Origin of the sequence: Paraburkholderia sp. J12 (assembly GCF_905220215.1) — a bacterium.
In the GTDB taxonomy this organism is placed as follows: domain Bacteria; phylum Pseudomonadota; class Gammaproteobacteria; order Burkholderiales; family Burkholderiaceae; genus Paraburkholderia.
Genome location: NZ_CAJMZC010000001.1, coordinates 1,035,390 through 1,052,774 on the forward strand (window position 1 = coordinate 1,035,390; position 17,385 = coordinate 1,052,774).

General features: G+C 64.2%; 13 protein-coding genes, 1 other RNA gene and 1 pseudogene. 5 read left to right on the forward strand and 10 right to left on the reverse strand.

Annotated elements, in window-relative coordinates:
* Window positions 1-83 precede the first annotated feature (83 nt).
* The 10 genes from U5760_RS04860 to gyrA form a co-directional block, all read right to left on the reverse strand.
* Window positions 84-407 (reverse strand): integration host factor subunit beta, encoded by a 324-nt coding sequence (locus U5760_RS04860; protein ID WP_322009954.1) that lies wholly within the window; start codon window positions 405-407, stop codon window positions 84-86.
* Window positions 408-432: 25 nt separating this feature from the next.
* Window positions 433-2,163, reverse strand: a complete 1,731-nt coding sequence (gene rpsA, locus U5760_RS04865) for a 30S ribosomal protein S1 (protein WP_322010048.1) — start codon at window positions 2,161-2,163, stop codon at window positions 433-435.
* A gap of 173 nt (window positions 2,164-2,336) precedes the next feature.
* Window positions 2,337-3,053, reverse strand: coding sequence for a (d)CMP kinase (gene cmk / locus U5760_RS04870; protein ID WP_322009956.1), 717 nt, complete (start codon window positions 3,051-3,053; stop codon window positions 2,337-2,339).
* A gap of 61 nt (window positions 3,054-3,114) precedes the next feature.
* Window positions 3,115-4,419 carry a 3-phosphoshikimate 1-carboxyvinyltransferase gene (aroA, locus tag U5760_RS04875; RefSeq protein WP_322009957.1) on the reverse strand — a complete coding sequence of 435 codons (1,305 nt, stop codon included), beginning with the start codon at window positions 4,417-4,419 and terminating at the stop codon, window positions 3,115-3,117.
* 102 nt (window positions 4,420-4,521) lie between these two features.
* Complete coding sequence (locus U5760_RS04880) at window positions 4,522-5,451, reverse strand: prephenate dehydrogenase (RefSeq protein ID WP_322009958.1); 930 nt, start codon at window positions 5,449-5,451, stop codon at window positions 4,522-4,524.
* 34 nt (window positions 5,452-5,485) lie between these two features.
* A complete protein-coding gene (gene hisC / locus U5760_RS04885; protein ID WP_322009959.1) occupies window positions 5,486-6,598 on the reverse strand; it encodes a histidinol-phosphate transaminase in 1,113 nt (370 codons plus the stop codon).
* An 89-nt stretch (window positions 6,599-6,687) separates the two neighbouring features.
* On the reverse strand, window positions 6,688-7,770 hold the full coding sequence (gene pheA, locus U5760_RS04890) for a prephenate dehydratase (RefSeq protein ID WP_322009960.1): 1,083 nt from the start codon (window positions 7,768-7,770) through the stop codon (window positions 6,688-6,690).
* A 52-nt stretch (window positions 7,771-7,822) separates the two neighbouring features.
* The gene (gene serC / locus U5760_RS04895; RefSeq protein ID WP_322009961.1) at window positions 7,823-8,905 is read right to left on the reverse strand and encodes a 3-phosphoserine/phosphohydroxythreonine transaminase; all 1,083 of its coding nucleotides are present in this window, start codon (window positions 8,903-8,905) and stop codon (window positions 7,823-7,825) included.
* Window positions 8,906-9,110: 205 nt separating this feature from the next.
* Window positions 9,111-9,722, reverse strand: a complete 612-nt coding sequence (locus U5760_RS04900) for a DUF2059 domain-containing protein (RefSeq protein ID WP_322009962.1) — start codon at window positions 9,720-9,722, stop codon at window positions 9,111-9,113.
* A gap of 174 nt (window positions 9,723-9,896) precedes the next feature.
* Window positions 9,897-12,518, reverse strand: coding sequence for a DNA gyrase subunit A (gyrA, locus tag U5760_RS04905; RefSeq protein WP_322009964.1), 2,622 nt, complete (start codon window positions 12,516-12,518; stop codon window positions 9,897-9,899).
* A gap of 607 nt (window positions 12,519-13,125) precedes the next feature.
* Between gyrA and ompA the strand changes: the two genes are divergently transcribed.
* The 5 genes and pseudogenes from ompA to U5760_RS04930 all read left to right on the forward strand — a co-directional run.
* Complete coding sequence (gene ompA / locus U5760_RS04910; protein ID WP_322009967.1) at window positions 13,126-13,773, forward strand: outer membrane protein OmpA; 648 nt, start codon at window positions 13,126-13,128, stop codon at window positions 13,771-13,773.
* Window positions 13,774-13,957: 184 nt separating this feature from the next.
* On the forward strand, window positions 13,958-14,656 hold the full coding sequence (gene ubiG, locus U5760_RS04915; RefSeq protein WP_322009968.1) for a bifunctional 2-polyprenyl-6-hydroxyphenol methylase/3-demethylubiquinol 3-O-methyltransferase UbiG: 699 nt from the start codon (window positions 13,958-13,960) through the stop codon (window positions 14,654-14,656).
* Window positions 14,657-14,676: 20 nt separating this feature from the next.
* Window positions 14,677-15,384 (forward strand): phosphoglycolate phosphatase, encoded by a 708-nt coding sequence (gph, locus tag U5760_RS04920; protein WP_322009969.1) that lies wholly within the window; start codon window positions 14,677-14,679, stop codon window positions 15,382-15,384.
* A 101-nt stretch (window positions 15,385-15,485) separates the two neighbouring features.
* Window positions 15,486-15,855, forward strand: a transfer-messenger RNA (tmRNA) gene (gene ssrA / locus U5760_RS04925).
* Window positions 15,856-16,050: 195 nt separating this feature from the next.
* Window positions 16,051-16,849 (forward strand): annotated as a pseudogene (locus tag U5760_RS04930) (tyrosine-type recombinase/integrase); the annotation flags it as partial.
* Window positions 16,850-17,385 lie beyond the last annotated feature (536 nt).

Here is a 17,385-nt window from a genome sequence, read left to right on the forward strand (position 1 = left end):
CCCGGCGCTTTTCCGGTCCTTATATCTGGCCAACTGGCCATCTGGCATTGACCGCCGACGACCGCAAACATTCCTGGGAACGCTTACAGATCGTCGTCCGGCTCGTCTGCTTTCAGCGGCTCGCCCGAGCGCCGGTCCACGCGCTCGCGCAACTCCTTGCCCGGCTTGAAGTGCGGCACGAACTTCTCGGGCACCAGCACCTTTTCACCCGACTTCGGGTTGCGTCCGACGCGCGACGGCCGGCGATTCAGGCCGAAGCTGCCGAAGCCGCGAATTTCGATACGATGGCCTCTGGCCAGCGCCTCAGACATCGCATCGAGCATCGTCTTGACCGCGAAATCCGCATCCTTGAGCACAAGTTGCGGAAATCGCGTAGCCAGCTGCGCGACCAATTCAGATTTGGTCATACTTCAGCTTGCCCCCGTTTGAGGCTTACTGGTTCTGGCCGTCGAGCTTGGCCTTCAGCAGCGCGCCGAGGTTGGTCGTGCCGGTGGCGGCCGAACCCGTGTCCGACGACATGCTGCGCAGCGCTTCCTGCGTCTCGGCCGAATCCTTCGCCTTGATCGACAGGTTGATGCCACGCGACTTGCGATCGATGTTGATGATCATCGCGTTGACCTTGTCGCCTTCCTTCAGCACGTTGCGAGCATCTTCCACGCGGTCTTGCGCGATTTCCGAAGCACGCAGGTAGCCTTCGACATCGGCGTTCAGCGTCACGACTGCACCCTTCGCGTCCACCGACTTCACCACGCCGTCGACGATCGAACCCTTGTCGTTCACCGCAACGAAGTTGCTGAACGGGTCGCCTTCGAGTTGCTTGATGCCGAGCGAGATGCGTTCCTTCTCGACGTCGATGCCCAGAACCACAGCCTCGACTTCGTCGCCCTTCTTGTACTTGCGCACGGCTTCTTCGCCCGTTTCCGACCACGACAGGTCCGAAAGGTGAACGAGGCCGTCGATGCCGCCGGGCAGACCGATGAACACGCCGAAGTCGGTGATCGACTTGATCGCGCCTTGCAGCTTGTCGCCCTTCTTGAAGTTGCGGCTGAAGTCATCCCACGGATTCGGCTTGCATTGCTTCATGCCGAGCGAGATGCGGCGGCGGTCTTCGTCGATCTCGAGGACCATGACTTCGACTTCGTCGCCCAGCTGGACAACCTTCGACGGAGCAACGTTCTTGTTGGTCCAGTCCATTTCCGACACGTGAACCAGGCCTTCGATGCCCGATTCGACTTCGACGAACGCGCCGTAGTCGGTGATGTTCGTGACCTTGCCGAACAGGCGCGTGCCCGACGGGTAACGGCGCGAGATGCCTTCCCACGGATCGTCGCCCAGTTGCTTGATACCGAGCGAAACGCGGTTCTTTTCCTGGTCGAACTTGAGGATCTTCGCGGTGACTTCCTGGCCAACCGACAGCACTTCGCTCGGGTGACGCACGCGACGCCATGCGATGTCGGTGATGTGCAGCAGGCCGTCGATGCCGCCGAGGTCCACGAACGCGCCGTAGTCGGTGATGTTCTTGACCACGCCGTTGACGATCGCACCTTCCTTCAGCGTTTCGAGCAGCTTCGCGCGCTCTTCGCCTTGCGTGGCTTCGATCACTGCGCGGCGCGACAGCACGACGTTGTTACGCTTGCGGTCGAGCTTGATGACGCGGAATTCGAGGGTCTTGCCTTCGTACGGCGTCGTGTCCTTGACCGGACGCGTGTCGACGAGCGAACCCGGCAGGAACGCGCGGATGCCGTTGACCATGACGGTCATGCCGCCCTTGACCTTGCCCGTGATCGTGCCGGTCACGAGTTCGTTGTTGTCGAGGGCCTTTTCCAGCGACAGCCACGAAGCGAGACGCTTCGCCTTGTCGCGCGACAGGATCGTGTCGCCGTAGCCGTTTTCCAGCGCGTCGATCGCGACGGAAACGAAATCACCCGCCTGAACCTCCACTTCGCCCTGGTCGTTCAGGAATTCCTCGATGGGAATGTAAGCCTCGGACTTGAGGCCAGCGTTCACGACCACGAAGTTGTGGTCGACGCGCACGACTTCAGCGGAGATGACTTCGCCAGCGCGCATGTCCTGGCGGGTCAGCGACTCTTCGAACAGAGCCGCGAAAGATTCGGTATTCGGGGTGGAGGTTTGCAGGTCGGACATAAAAATCTGGATTTGCAGGGTTTTCGCTCGCGGGTTCACTGCCTGACCGGTCATCCTGACCGGACCCGCCTTGCTGCCGGAACGCCTGTTCGCGGCTCAAATGCGAAAGCCATACGGGGTTAAAGGGTTTAACACACGCTCCGCTCGTGCGGAGCACCACTACGACTACAGGTACTGCTGACTAAAACGGCTTACGCCGGTTTGCCGTGCCCGTCGTGATGACGGGCGGGCTGCGGCAACGCCTGGTACCACTGCACCACCTGTTCGACCGCCTGGTCGATCGAGAGGGCCGAGGTATCCAGAAGCTGCGCATCCGCTGCGGGCTTGAGCGGCGCGGCCGCGCGATTGCTGTCGCGCGCGTCGCGTTCACGCAAATCCCGGAGCAAGTCATCCATATTAGCAGAAAATCCCTTCTGGATCAATTGCTTATGCCGGCGGGCCGCACGGGCCTCCACGCTGGCCGTCAAAAACACCTTCAGAACCGCGTCCGGGAAGATCACCGTGCCCATGTCGCGGCCGTCCGCAACGAGCCCCGGCAGCTTGCGAAAGGCCCGCTGGCGCGCCACCAGCGCCGTGCGCACCGAGGGGTGCGCGGCGATCACGGAGGCCCGGTTGCCCACTTCCTCGGCGCGAATTTCGGTCGAAACGTCCACGCCGTCGAGCTGCGCCAGCCCTTCGCGGAACGTGATGTGGAGATCGTCGATCAGCTTTGCAAGGCCGTCTGCATCGTCGGGGGCGATCGTGTAGCGGAGGCTGGCGAGCGCCGCGAGCCGGTACAGCGCGCCGCTGTCGAGCAGGTGAAAGCCGAGATGGGCGGCGACCAGCGTGGCCACTGTGCCCTTGCCGGAAGCAGTCGGGCCGTCGATTGCGATGACGGGCGTCGGATAAAAGGGACGGTTCGTTTTCATGCGGGCGGCAATGGCAACGTCAATATCGGCATCAGGGGCAAATCGGGAGGCGGACCAGAACTCAGGGCTGCGCGAGTTCGAGGAACCGCTCGAAATAGTCAGGGAAAGTCTTGGCCACGCACTTCGGATCGTTGATCCGCACCGGCACGCCGCCGAGACTCACGAGCGAGAAACACATCGCCATGCGGTGGTCGTCGTAGGTGTCGATCGCCGCGTTGGGCGTGAGCTGCGCGGGCGGCCGCACGATCAGGTAGTCCGGGCCCTCTTCCACCTCCGCGCCCACCTTGCGCAATTCCGTGGCCATCGCGGCAATGCGGTCGGTTTCCTTCACGCGCCAGCTCGCGATATTGCGCAGCGTGGTCGCGCCATCCGCGAACAGTCCCGCCACCGCGATCGTCATGGCCGCGTCGGGGATCAGGTTGAAGTCCATGTCGATGGGATCGAGCTTGCCGTGGTCGTTGCCGATCCCGCGCACTTCGATCCAGTCGTCGGCCATCGTGACGTTCGCGCCCATGCGGCCGAGCGCCTCGGCAAAGCCGATATCGCCCTGGATGCTCGCGCGCCCCACGCCCTCCACGCGCAGCGGACCGCCGCCGATGGCGCCTGCGGCGAGGAAATACGACGCCGACGAGGCATCGCCTTCGACCATGATCTTGCCCGGCGACTGGTAACGCACGCCCGCCGGCACTTCGAAGCGATGCCAGCCGTGGCGCTCGACCTTCACACCGAAGCGCTCCATGAGCCTGATCGTAATCTCGATATAGGGCTTCGAGATCAGCTCGCCGTCCACCTGCACGACCGTCACGCCATCCTTGGCGCGTACGAGCGGCAGCGTCATCAGGAGCGCCGTGAGGAACTGGCTCGACACGTCGCCGCGCACGGTGATGGGCGCATCGACCGAAATTGCCGCCGGGCGGATGCGCAGCGGCGGATAGCCGTCGTTCGCCTCGTAGTCGATCTTCGCGCCGATCTGCCGCAGGCCGTCGACGAGATCGCCGATGGGCCGCTCGTGCATGCGCGGCACGCCGTGAATGCGGTAGTCGCCGCCGTTCACCGCGAGCGCCGCCGTGAGCGGACGCACCGCCGTGCCGGCGTTGCCGAGGAACAGGTCCGCGCGCCGCGCCGTGAATGCGCCGCGCGTGCCCTGCACCACGCAGGTGTCGCCTTCAAGGGTGAGCTTCACGCCGAGCGTTTCGAGCGCGGAGAGCATGACGCGCGTGTCGTCGGAGTCGAGCAGGTTCGTGATCGTGGTCTCGCCTTCCGCGAGCGCCGCGAGCAGCAGCACGCGGTTCGAGATGCTCTTCGAGCCGGGTAGGCGGATCGTGCCGGACGCACGGGAGAACGGTCCGAGATCGAGGTAGTCCATGAGTGTGTCCTGAGAATTCGGTCGCCGGTGGTGGGCGCGTTGTAGCTGCTTTGTGGCGCCTTTACGGCTGCCCGGTCGCTGTTTCGTGTCCTGTCGGCCGCGTTACTTGTCGGGGGCCGCGTCGGCGGCTCGCTTGCCGCCACGCTCCTGCCATGCGGCGCGCGCCGCGCGCGAACGCGCAAACACGGTTTCGAGTGCGGCGCCGTCGCCGGCGTCGATGGCCGCGCGCAGCTTCGCCAGCACTTCAGTGTAGGCATCGAGTTCGGCCAGCAGCGCCGTGCGGTTCGCGAGGCACACGTCGCGCCACATTTCGGGGCTCGACGCGGCAATGCGCGTGAAATCGCGAAAGCCGCCCGCCGCGAACGAGAACTTCAGTTCGGCATCGGGCGAAGCGAGGATCTGGTCCACGAGCGCGAACGACAGTACGTGCGGCAGATGGCTCACCGATGCGAACACGCGGTCGTGCTGCGCCGCGCTCATCGTACCGATCACGGCGCCCGTGGCGCGCCACATCGCGGCGATGCGCTCGACCGCTTCCGGCGCGTTCTCCGCCAGCGGACACAGCACGACATTGCGGCCGACATAGAGATCGGGCAGCGCGGCTTCGACGCCGCTCGACTCGCGCCCCGCGATCGGGTGCCCCGGCACGAACTGCGCAATGCGCGCGCCGAGCGCCGCCCGGGCGGCTTCGATCACGTCGCTCTTGGTGCTGCCCGCATCGGTGATGAGCGTGCCGTCTTCGAGATGCGGGACGATGCGCTCGAGCAACGCGCGCGTCTGCGCGACCGGCGCGGCCAGCAGCACGAGATCGGCGCCCTTGAGCGCTTCGGCCAGTGCCGCATCGTCGTCGAGCGTGGCGGCGGCATCGATCACGCCCAGTTCGAGCGCGCGCTCGACCGCATGCAGGCGACGGCCCACGCCGATCACGCGCCCTACGCCCTCGGCGTCGCGCTCCCGCAAGCCGCGCGCAAGCGATCCGCCAATCAGGCCGACGCCGAAAATCACCAGTTTGCTGAAGGAAAACGCGCTCACGACATCACCGGAAAATGAAAGACAGGGACAGCACTCACGCGCTCGCGAGCGCGCGTTCGAGCGCCGCGAGGAACGCGGCGTTCTCTTCGGGCAGGCCGATCGTCACGCGCAGCCACTGCGGCAGCCCGTAGTTGCCGACCGGACGAACGATCACGCCTTGCTTGAGCAGCGCGAGGTTCACGCGGTCGCCGGCTCCATCGTCGCTGCCCACGCGCACGAGTACGAAGTTGCCGTCCGAGGGCACGTATTCGAGGTTCAGGCGCTCGAACGCGGCCGTCAGCAGGCGATAGCCTTCGGCATTGAGCGCGGCGCTCTTTTCGAGGAACGCGGTGTCGCCCAGTGCGGCGACGGCCGCAGCCTGTGCGAGCGTGTTCACGTTGAACGGCTGACGCAGGCGGTTCAGCAGATCGGTCAATTCGGGCTGGGCAATCGCGAAACCGATGCGCAGCCCCGCGAGCCCGTACGCCTTCGAGAACGTGCGTGACACCAGCAGGTTCGGATAGCGGCGCACCCAGGCAATCGAGTCGTAGCGCTTGTCGGCGGCGAGGTATTCCGTGTAGGCCTCGTCGAGCACGACCGCCACGTGGCGCGGCACCTTCGCGATGAACGCTTCGAGCGTCGCGCCGTCGATGAACGTGCCGGTCGGATTGTTCGGATTGGCGACGAAAACGAGGCGCGTGTCGTCGGCGATCGCCGCGAGCATCGCATCGAGATCGTGGCCGTGGCGAACGGCCGGCGTCACGAGATGACGCGCGCCCACGCCCTGGGTCGCAAGCGCATAGACCGCGAACGAGTACTGCGAATAGACGATCGACTGGCCGCGCTCGACGCAGGCGTGCGCCGCGAGTTCGAGGATGTCGTTGCTGCCGTTGCCGAGCGTGATCCACTCGGGCGGCACGTCGTAGCGCGCGGCGAGTGCGGCCTTCAGTTCGAACGCATTCGAATCCGGGTAGCGGCCCAGCTCGCTCGCGGCCTGCGCCAGGGCGCGCTGCGCCGACTCGGGCATGCCGAGCGGATTTTCGTTCGACGCGAGCTTCACGATGCGCGCTTCGTCGAGCCCGAACTGGCGGGCGACTTCAGAGATCGGCTTGCCCGCGACGTAGGGCGCGATGGCGCGCACGTAGTTCGGGCCGAATTGCGAGGTCATGCGGGTCTCTCCATGCAGGGTTGGGCCAACAGGCCCAATCGGCGTGCGGCAAATCGTGTCCCGGCGAAAGCTCGGCGCGGGACGCCGCTTTAGCGCGAGCTCGGGTACGAGCCCAGGATCTTCAGATACGCGGCCTTCGAGTCGAGATCGTCGAGCGCGGCGGCCACCGCCGGTTCATCGCGATGGCCTTCGAAGTCGATGTAGAAGTAGTACTCCCACGTGCCGACGCGGGCCGGCCGCGACTCGAAGCGCGTCATCGACACGCCGTGGCGCGCGAGCGGCTCGAGCAGCTTGTAGACGGCACCCGGCTCGTTCTTCACCGAAACGATCATCGAGGTCTGGTCGCGACCCGTCGGACCCGCCGGCTGCTTGCCGATCATCACGAAACGCGTGCGATTGTGCGGATCGTCCTGGATCAGCGCATTCGCAATCAGGAGGCCGTAATGCGTGGCCGCGCGCTCGCCGGCAATGGCGGCCACGGCGGGATCGGCCGCGGCGAGGCGCGCGGCCTCGGCGTTGCTCGCCACGGCCACACGCTCGAGCTGCGGCGCATGCGCCGTAAGCCAGTGCTGGCACTGCGCCAGCGCCTGCGGATGCGCGCACACGCGCGTCACGCCGGTCAGGCCGCCGCTTTGCGTCATGAGGTTGTGCCGGATCGGCAGCGCGATTTCGCCGCCGATCACGAGCTGCGTTTCGAGGAACAGGTCGAGCGAGCGCGACACCGCGCCTTCGCTCGAATTCTCGACCGGCACGACGCCGAACTCGGCTGCGCCCGCTTCGACCGCGCGGAACACCTCGTCGATGGACGGGCACGGCAGCCCCGCGATCGACTGGCCGAAGTACGCGTGCATCGCCTGCTCGCTATAGGTGCCGACCGGGCCGAGATACGCCACGGAAATGGTCTTTTCGAGCGAGCGGCTCGCGGCCATGATCTCGCGCCAGATCGCGCCGATATGCTCGTTGGAAAGCGGCCCCGCGCTCATGTCCTGCAGGCGCGAGATGACCTGCAGCTCGCGCTCGGGGCGGAACACCGGCGCGTTGTAATGCTTCTTGACCTCGCCCACTTCGAGCGCCACCGCCGCGCGCTGGTTGAGCAACGCGATCAGCTGCGTGTCGATGGCATCGATGCGCTCGCGCAGCGGCTTGAGTTTGGTATTGAGTTCGTCGTCCATGCGTGAAACCGGCAATCTGAAAGGAGTCGCGTGCGCAAAGTGCCCGTGGCGCTTACGCGTGCTTCGCTTCGAATTCCTTCATGTACTCGACCAGCGCTTTCACTGCCTCGAGCGGCACCGCGTTGTAAATCGATGCCCGCATGCCGCCGACGGACTTGTGGCCCTTCAGCTGCAACAGCCCGCGCGCCTTCGCGCCGGCGAGGAAATCTTCGTTACGTGATTCGTCGGCGAGGAAAAACGGTACGTTCATCCGCGAGCGCGCACGGCGCTCCACCTTGTTGATATAAAAGCTGCTCGCGTCGATCGTGTCGTAGAGCAGCTTCGATTTTTCGATATTGCGCGCCTCCATGACGGACAGGCCGCCCTGGCGCTTCAACCACTTGAACACGAGCCCGGCGATATAGATCGCGTAGGTGGGCGGCGTGTTGAACATGGAGTTGTTCGCGGCCACCGTCTTCCATTCGAACGCCGACGGGCAGATCGGCATGGCGCGGTCGAGCAGATCCTCGCGCACGATCGCCACCGTCACGCCGGCCATGCCGATGTTCTTCTGCGCGCCGCCGTACAGCACGCCATACTTGGCGACGTCCATAGGACGCGACAGGATGTGCGACGAAACGTCCGCCACGAGCGGAATGTCGCCCAGATCGGGAATCTCGAACGTTTCCACGCCGTCGATCGTCTCGTTCGTGCAGAGATGGACGTAGGCCGGATCGTCGGAGAGCGTCCATTCGCTCCTGGGCGGCGAATGCGTGAAGCCCGCTTCGGTGCGCCCGCTGGCCGCGATGCGCGAAGCGCCGTACTTGAGCGCTTCCTTCTGCGACTTCTGCGACCAGGAGCCCGTGATGACGTAGTCGGCGCGCGGCTTCGCGCCGAACAGATTCAGCGGCACGATCGCGTTTTCGCCGATGCCGCCGCCCTGCAGGAACAGGATGTGGTGGCTCGCCGGGACCGCCATCAACTCGCGCAGGTCGAGCAGCGCCTCGCTATGGATCTGCATGAATTCCGGGCCGCGATGGCTCATTTCCATCACGCCCATGCCGCTGCCGTGCCAGTCGAGCATTTCGCCGGCGGCCTGGCGCAGCACTTCTTCAGGCAAAGCAGCAGGTCCAGCGGAGAAGTTGAAGACGCGCATCGTGAAAAGACCCCGGAGGCGGCGCTAAGACCCGAAAACGCGCCTGAAATAGAAAATGGCCGTTTGCGCTGACACGCAAACGGCCATTATCGCACTGTCGCAAGGAACCCGCCAACGCGGGCCCGGCGGCCGCCGGCGCGCAGAAATCGTCGTCTGGGCCCGTGCTGCCGGACTCAGGACGATACGCGCGCCTTGCAGCGGCCGATTACTTGGTCGTCTTGGCGACGTTGGCGACTTCCTGGTCAGCCTGCGTGCGCGTTGCCTTGATCGACTGCGGCATGTACTTCTGCATCAGACCGTTCACGACATCGCGGCCCACCTGGTCTTGCACCTGGATGAACTTGCGGCCGGTCGGGCTGCGGTAGAACGCCGTCAGATCCTTGATTTCCTGCGTGCTGTAGTACTTCGCGTAAGCGTCGTACTGAGCTTGCATGGCGTCCTGCTGGAAGGCCGGGGTCGCGAAGACCTGGCCTGCCGAGTCAACCAGCTTCGGCACGGCGTTCTTCTGCAGCGCCGGGACGGAAGCCTGCTTTTGCTTGTCCGTCATCGACTTGTTTTCCGACAGTGCGTCCGACAGGATTGCCGGGACGAGCTGCTTGGCCTGCATTTGCGCGCTGTTGCCGATTGCGCCGACGAGCTTCTGTGCGTCGATCGCGTCGAGCAGGTCCTTGATCGCGGCCTGCTTGGCCGGATCGACCGGTGCTGCGGCAGCAGCCGGTGCTGCGGACTGGTCGGGCGCCTGCTGGAGCGCCTGAGCCATCGCAAACGTCGGCACGAGAGCGGCCAGCAACAAAACCTGCTTGAATCGTTTTTGCATCATTACTCCCTTAGAGAAATTAGTCGAACTGCCGCTGGACCGGATCATACGGGACCTGGCCGGACCGCGGCACATTCGTCGCCCGCAGCCCGCGATCCCCGGCGTGATCCGCCCGGCACTACATTCAGGACTTCCTGCGCTGGCCGGCCCGCTCGCGCGGACCGCCGCATTGCTTTACTCCAGGCTTTCACCCTCACCCGGCTCGGCGTCACCGTTGTCACCGACTTCACCATCCCCATCGGCCTCGGCAACCTGCTGCAGACCGGAGAGTTTCGTGCCTTCGTCAAGGCTGATGAGTGTAACACCTTGCGTCGCGCGGCCCATTTCGCGGATCTCCGAAACGCGCGTGCGGATCAGCACGCCCGTGGTCGTGATCAGCATGATCTGGGCTTCCGGATCGACGAGGGTCGCGGCGACCACCTTGCCGTTACGCTCCGAGGTCTGGATCGCGATCATGCCCTTCGTGCCGCGCCCGTGACGCGTGTACTCGGTGATCGGCGTGCGCTTGCCGTAGCCGTTCTCGGTCGCCGTCAGCACCGACTGTTGTTCGTCGCCGGCCACCAGCAGCGCGATGACCTGCTGGCCGTCGTCGAGCTGCATGCCGCGCACGCCGCGCGCTTCGCGGCCCATCGGGCGCACGTCGTTTTCGTCGAAGCGCACGGCCTTGCCCGCGTCGGAGAACAGCATGACGTCATGCTCGCCGTCGGTGATGGCCGCGCCGATCAGGTAGTCGCCGTCATCCAGGCCGACCGCAATAATACCCTTGCGCAACGGGCGGCTGAAGGCTTCGAGCGGGGTCTTCTTGACCGTGCCGAGGGCCGTCGCCATGAAAACGTATTTGTCGGCCGAAAATTCCTTGACCGGCAGGACCACCGTAATCTTTTCGCCGTCCTGGAGCGGGAACATGTTCACGATCGGACGGCCGCGCGAGTTGCGCGAACCCTGCGGCACCTCGTACACCTTCACCCAGTACACGCGCCCGCGATTCGAGAAGCACAGGATGTGGTCGTGGGTGTTGGCGATGAAGAGCGTGTCGATCCAGTCGTCGTCCTTCATGGACGTCGCCTGTTTGCCGCGACCTCCGCGCTTCTGGGCGCGATATTCGGACAACGGCTGCGATTTCACATAACCGGAGTGCGACATGGTCACCACCATGTCCTGCGGCGTGATCAGGTCTTCGGTGTTGAGCTCGGTCGCGTTCATCTCGATCCTCGAGCGGCGTTCGTCGCCGAATTCGCTCTTGATCGCAGTGAGTTCGTCGGAGATCATGACCGTTACGCGCTCGGGGCGCGCAAGAATGTCGAGCAGGTCGGCGATCTGGGCCATCACTTCGCGGTACTCGCCGATGATCTTGTCCTGCTCCAGACCCGTCAGGCGCTGCAGGCGCATCTGCAGGATTTCCTGCGCCTGGGTGTCGGACAGACGGTAGAGGCCGTCGCCCTGCATGCCGTACAGCGGGTTCAGCCCTTCCGGACGATACGCCTCGCGGCCGCCGGCGGCCGCATTTTCGGACTCGGCGCGCGCGAGCATCTCGCGCACCAGCGACGAATCCCACGAACGGTTCATCAACTCCTGTCTGGCGATAGGCGGCGTGGGCGCGGCCTTGATGATCGCGATGAACTCGTCGATGTTCGCAAGCGCGACGGCGAGCCCTTCCAGCACGTGGCCGCGTTCGCGCGCCTTGCGCAGTTCGTATACCGTGCGCCGCGTCAGCACTTCGCGGCGGTGCGACAGGAAATGATCGAGCATTTCCTTCAGGTTCAGCAGCTTCGGCTGGTTGTCCACCAGCGCGACCATGTTCATGCCGAACGTGTCCTGCAGCTGCGTCGCCTTATACAGATTGTTGAGGATGACCTCGGGCACTTCGCCGCGCTTCAGCTCGATCACGACGCGCATGCCGCTCTTGTCGGATTCGTCGCGGATATCGGAAATACCTTCCAGCTTCTTCTCGTTGACGAGTTCGGCGATGCGCTCCAGCAGCGAACGCTTGTTCACCTGGTACGGCAGTTCGTCGACGATGATCGCCATGCGCTGGCCGCGGTCGATTTCCTCGAAGTGCGTGGCGGCGCGCATCACCACCCGGCCGCGGCCGGTGCGATAGCCGTCGCGCACGCCCGAGACGCCGTAGATGATGCCGGCGGTCGGGAAGTCGGGGGCGGGAATGATCTCGATCAACTCGTCGATCGTCGCCTGCGGATTTTTCAGCAGGTGGTGACACGCATCGACGACTTCGTTGAGGTTGTGCGGCGGAATGTTCGTGGCCATGCCCACCGCGATACCCGACGAACCGTTGATGAGCAGGTTCGGGATGCGCGCGGGCAGGATCAGCGGCTCGCTTTCGCTGCCGTCGTAGTTCGGCCCGAAATCGACGGTTTCCTTGTCGATGTCGGCGAGCAGCTCGTGGCCGATCTTGGCCATGCGGATTTCGGTGTACCGCATGGCGGCGGCGTTGTCGCCGTCGATCGAGCCGAAGTTGCCCTGGCCGTCCACCAGCATGTAGCGCAGCGAGAAGTTCTGCGCCATGCGCACGATCGTGTCGTAGACCGCGGTGTCGCCGTGGGGGTGATATTTACCGATGACGTCGCCGACGATACGCGCCGACTTCTTGTAGGCGCGATTCCAGTCGTTGTTCAGTTCGTGCATCGCGTAGAGCACACGCCGGTGCACCGGCTTGAGGCCATCGCGAACATCCGGGAGCGCCCGCCCGACAATCACGCTCATCGCGTAGTCGAGATACGAGCGGCGCATTTCCTCCTCGAGGGAGATAGGCAGAGTCTCTTTGGCGAATTGATCCATTATCGATGTCGTATACAGGCACACGCGAGGCACGCGCGGTCGATCCGCTGCGGCACTCCCCGCGTTGTTCGGGGAACCGCGCCGGGAACCGCGGGAAACCGGCTCAGGAGAGCCGGCAGCACCGCTTGCGCACCCTGCTTGTCGCATGGACGCCGCGGACGCAGCGCATCACGCGATTCTACCATGCGCGACACCCCCGACCGCGCTCTACGTATACCTATTAGAGGGGGTGCCGCCGAACCGCCCAAAACGCCCGGAAAAGGATGCGCGAAGCGCGCGAATGAGAAAGATCGGGGGCAGCCCGGATGCAGCGCAAACCCATTTGCGTGACACTGTCGGATCAGTGTCATACCCAGGGTAACTTGCGGGAACTTTTTGTTGCGGGCGTACCACATTCGACTACCCGCAAAGAAAGGGGCGGATTTTTTTATCGTCGGACGGGAACGATATGGCAAAATGCCAACGCACAAAGAGTTAGACACTGCTCGAAGTCTACACAACACGTTCGCCGCAACAGGCCAATGTTATACTTCGAGCAATGTATGACCTGTCTTCGTCATATGGCTCGCAGTAAACCTGCGGTAATCTCAATTTCGAGAGGAGAAATATGAATAAACTTTCAAAGCTCGCGTTCATTGCAGCTACCGCAGTCATGGCTGCATCCGCTCAGGCACAATCGGTGCCGGCGTCGCGACAAGCCGTCAATGACAACTGGGTGAATGGTACCGGCGAATACGTGTGGATGAACGGCACGAACGAGCTTTGCTGGCGCGATGCATTCTGGACGCCGGCCACCGCCAACGCAAAGTGCGATGGCGCGCTGGTCGCCCAGGCACCGCAGCCGCCGGTCGCTCCGCCGCCGCCGCCGGCCATCACGAGCCAGAAGATCACGTATCAAGCCGATACGCTGTTCGACTTCGACAAGGCTGTCCTGAAGCCGGCTGGCAAGGAAAAGCTGGATGATCTGGCAAGCAAGATCCAGGCTCTGAACCTCGAAGTCGTCGTGGCTACCGGCTACACCGACCGCATCGGTTCGGACGCGTACAACGACCGTCTGTCGCTGCGCCGTGCGCAAGCCGTCAAGGCTTACCTCGTGAGCAAGGGCGTGCCGGCTGACCGTGTCTACACGGAAGGCAAGGGCAAGCGCAACCCGGTCACGACCGGTTGCAACCAGAAGAACCGCAAGGCTCTTATCGCCTGCCTCGCACCGGATCGCCGCGTGGAAGTCGAAGTCGTCGGCACGCAAAAGCAGTAATTCGCGAACCGCGACTGGAAGTCTCAAAGCCCCGCTTCGGCGGGGCTTTTTTATTCCCGGCCTCTTCCCCGTTGCGCGCCGCAAGGCACCGCAACGGTGCGCGGCATTTTGCCGCCAATTGAGCCCGCCTATATACTCAGGGTTTATTCTCACCCACTCGCACCGCGCATCAGGCCACCCCGACATGACGAATGCCGATCCCCACGAGCTACAGAAGTTCAGCGATCTCGCTCATCGCTGGTGGGACCCGAACGCGGAGTTCAAACCGCTGCACGAGCTGAACCCCCTACGCCTGAACTGGATCGACGCTCACGCGCACCTCGCCGGCAAGCGCGCGCTCGACATCGGCTGCGGCGGCGGCATCCTGTCCGAGTCGATGGCCGGGCTCGGCGCGAGCGTCAAAGGCATCGACCTCTCGCGCGAGGCGCTGGGCGTCGCCGACCTGCATAGCCTCGAAAGCGGCGTCACGGTCGATTACGAAGAGATCGCCGCCGAAGCCATCGCCGCCCGCGAGCCCGCCTCGTTCGACGTCGTCACCTGCATGGAAATGCTCGAGCACGTGCCGGATCCGGCCGCCGTGGTTCAGGCCTGCGCCACGCTCGTCAAGCCGGGCGGCTGGGTGTTCTTCTCGACGCTCAATCGCAACCTCAAGTCGTATCTGCTCGCCGTGATCGGCGCCGAGTACATCGCGCAGATGCTGCCCAAGGGCACGCACGACTACGCGCGCTTCATCCGCCCGTCGGAGCTGGCCGGGTTCGTGCGCGAAGCCGGGTTGCACCTCGTCGAGATCAAGGGCATCACCTACAACCCGCTGACCCGGCGCTTCTCGCTTTCGAACGATTCGAGCGTCAACTACATGATCGCGTGCCGGCGCAGCGCCTGACACGCCAGCCTCATTCCGAAATGACTGCCTCCTCTACGCCAGGCGCCCTGGCGCTCGCGGCCTGCGACGCCGTGCTGTTCGACTTCGACGGCACGCTCGCCGACACCGCCCCCGACCTCGCCGCCGCCGTGAACCAGATGCGCCACGCGCGCGGTCTCGCCGCCGCGCCGCTCGAGCGGCTGCGGCCGCTCGCTTCCGCCGGTGCCCGCGGACTGATCGGCGGCGCGTTTGGCATCGGCCCGGACCACCCCGAGTTCGCCGCGATGCGCGAGGAGTTCCTCGCCAACTATGCGGCCAACCTGCGTATCGAGACGGCACTCTTTCCGGGCATCGACGCCGTGCTGGACGACCTCGATGCGCGCGGCGTGCGCTGGGGCATCGTGACCAACAAGGTCGCGCGCCTGACCGACCCGCTCGTGAAGCTGATGCATCTCGACACGCGCGCGGCCTGCGTCGTGAGCGGCGACACCACGCCCTACTCCAAGCCGCACCCGGCGCCGCTCCTGCATGCGGCTGAGGCGCTAGGCGTCGATCCGCGGCGCGCCGTGTACGTGGGCGACGACCTGCGCGATGTCCAGGCGGGCGAAGCGGCCGGCATGGCGACGATCGCCGCCGCCTACGGCTATTGCGGCAACGAAGTCCCGCCGTCGCAGTGGAACGCGAGTTATGTCGCCGATACGACGGCCACGCTGCTCGCCCTCCTCCAGCACGTCGGGAAAGCGGCGTAAGCCGCACGCGCACCGGTTGCCGCCACGGTGCCGCAAGCGCCATTGAAAAAGGGCGCGGTTCGCCTCATCTCGCGAACTATGGGATAATCGATTCTTCCTCTGGGGCCGACCTGGTTTCGACAGGGGTTATGAAGCAGTCAGGGCATGCCGAGGACCCGTCACCTCGTTAATCAATGGGAAAAACGTAACTGCAAACGACGATACGTTCGCACTGGCAGCCTAACGGCCGCCGTCCTCTGCCTGGCTCACTGACGGGCTAGCGTCGCAAGACCGGTAGCAATACCGCCAGAGGTCATTTACGTCAGTTAAGCCCTGTTGGCGTCACGACGGCAGGGTCGAAAATTTAGTGAATCGCCGTAGCGCAGCGTGTTCGTCCGCGTCGCTGCGGTTAAATCAAATGACAGAACTACGCATGTAGAACTGGGTGTGGACTGCCTTTGGACGCGGGTTCGATTCCCGCCGGCTCCACCAACTCGATTCCAAACGTTCACAACGTTTCACCAAAAAACCCCGTCAGGCTTGGCCTCGCGGGGTTTTTTGTTGCAAACTATTGCAAAGAACCACCACAGACAGCAATGTAAGTGCGGGGGTTCTTTCGGGGGTTCTTCTCAAAACCCCAAACCCGGAACCCCCAGCACGGAACCCCGCCCAGGCGTCGGAACGCACATGGCCCTTACCGATACCGCGATCCGTAACGCCAAGCCGGCGGCCAAGCAACAGAAGCTATTCGACGGCGGCGGCCTGTTCCTGCTCATCAAGCCGACCGGCGGCAAGCGCTGGGTGCTCAAGTACCGATTCGCGGGCAAAGAAAAAAGCCTTGCGCTCGGCACCTATCCCGAGATTCCACTCGTAGAAGCCCGGAAGCGGCGCGAAGATGCCAAGGACAAGCTGGCGGCGGGCGTCGACCCAGGCGAATCGAAGAAAGCGGAAAAGCGCACTCAACGCTGAAAGCTCGTTCGAGGCGGTCGCGCGCGAGTGGCACTCCAAGTACGCGCCCACATGGTCAGAGGGTCACGGAGCGCGCATCCTGCGCCGGCTTGAGGTAGATGCCTTCCCGTGGATCGGCGGAAAGCCCATAGCCGACCTCGCGCCCCCGGACGTGCTCGATATGCTGCGCCGGGTCGAGAAGCGCGGTGCACTCGAAACCGCCCACCGACTCCACGCCAATATCGGTCAAGTGTGCCGCTACGCCGTAGCGACCGGGCGCGCCCAACGCGACGTTACCGCTGACCTCCGCGGCGCTCTACCGCCGGTGCAGACAGAACACATGGCGGCCATCACCGACCCCAAGCAGGTTGCAGAACTGCTTCGCGCAATTGCCGGCTACCAGGGCACACTCCCCGTCGTCTGTGCGCTACGCCTCGCCCCACTTCTCTTCCAGCGGCCCGGTGAATTGCGCGCAGCCGAGTGGACCGAATTCGACCTAGACGGCGGCACGTGGGAGATTCCGAGCGAAAGGAGACGCGGCATACGGGACCGTCATTGGGGGCTTCGGCTCCGATTTATCCGCATGGGAAGTCTTGGATCTTTGCCGCGAAGAGGTCGAGCCACTCGAAGAATTCACTACGGCAACCGTGCGTGTGGACCTGCTGCCGGTGCTGGCGCATCCGTTTGGCCAGCGGGCAACCGCTGACGAAGGTGACGACTGGGCGCGGTCTCTACGGTAGACCAGGCAGACCGCACGCGATCGAGGTCCGCCGTGTGAACGGTGCGGACCTGGTATGGCGCAGGCAGTACCGCGAGCGGCGCGTATATCGCAAAACGGGTTCCTGCTGCCTTACTTCACTATGATTTTGATCAACAATTGTTAATTGCATACGCAACGAAATTGCGCCGCGGGGGAACTGTCTGGAGAATGGCCCGGAGGATGTTCGATTCATTGCATATCCCGGAGACAAAGCCAGACCCATGACCCCATCCGCACCCACCCATCCACCGGCTTCTCCGCAGCCTGCCCCGCCGAAGCTCAAACCGCTACCGTTTTCCTTTCCGTTTCTTCGC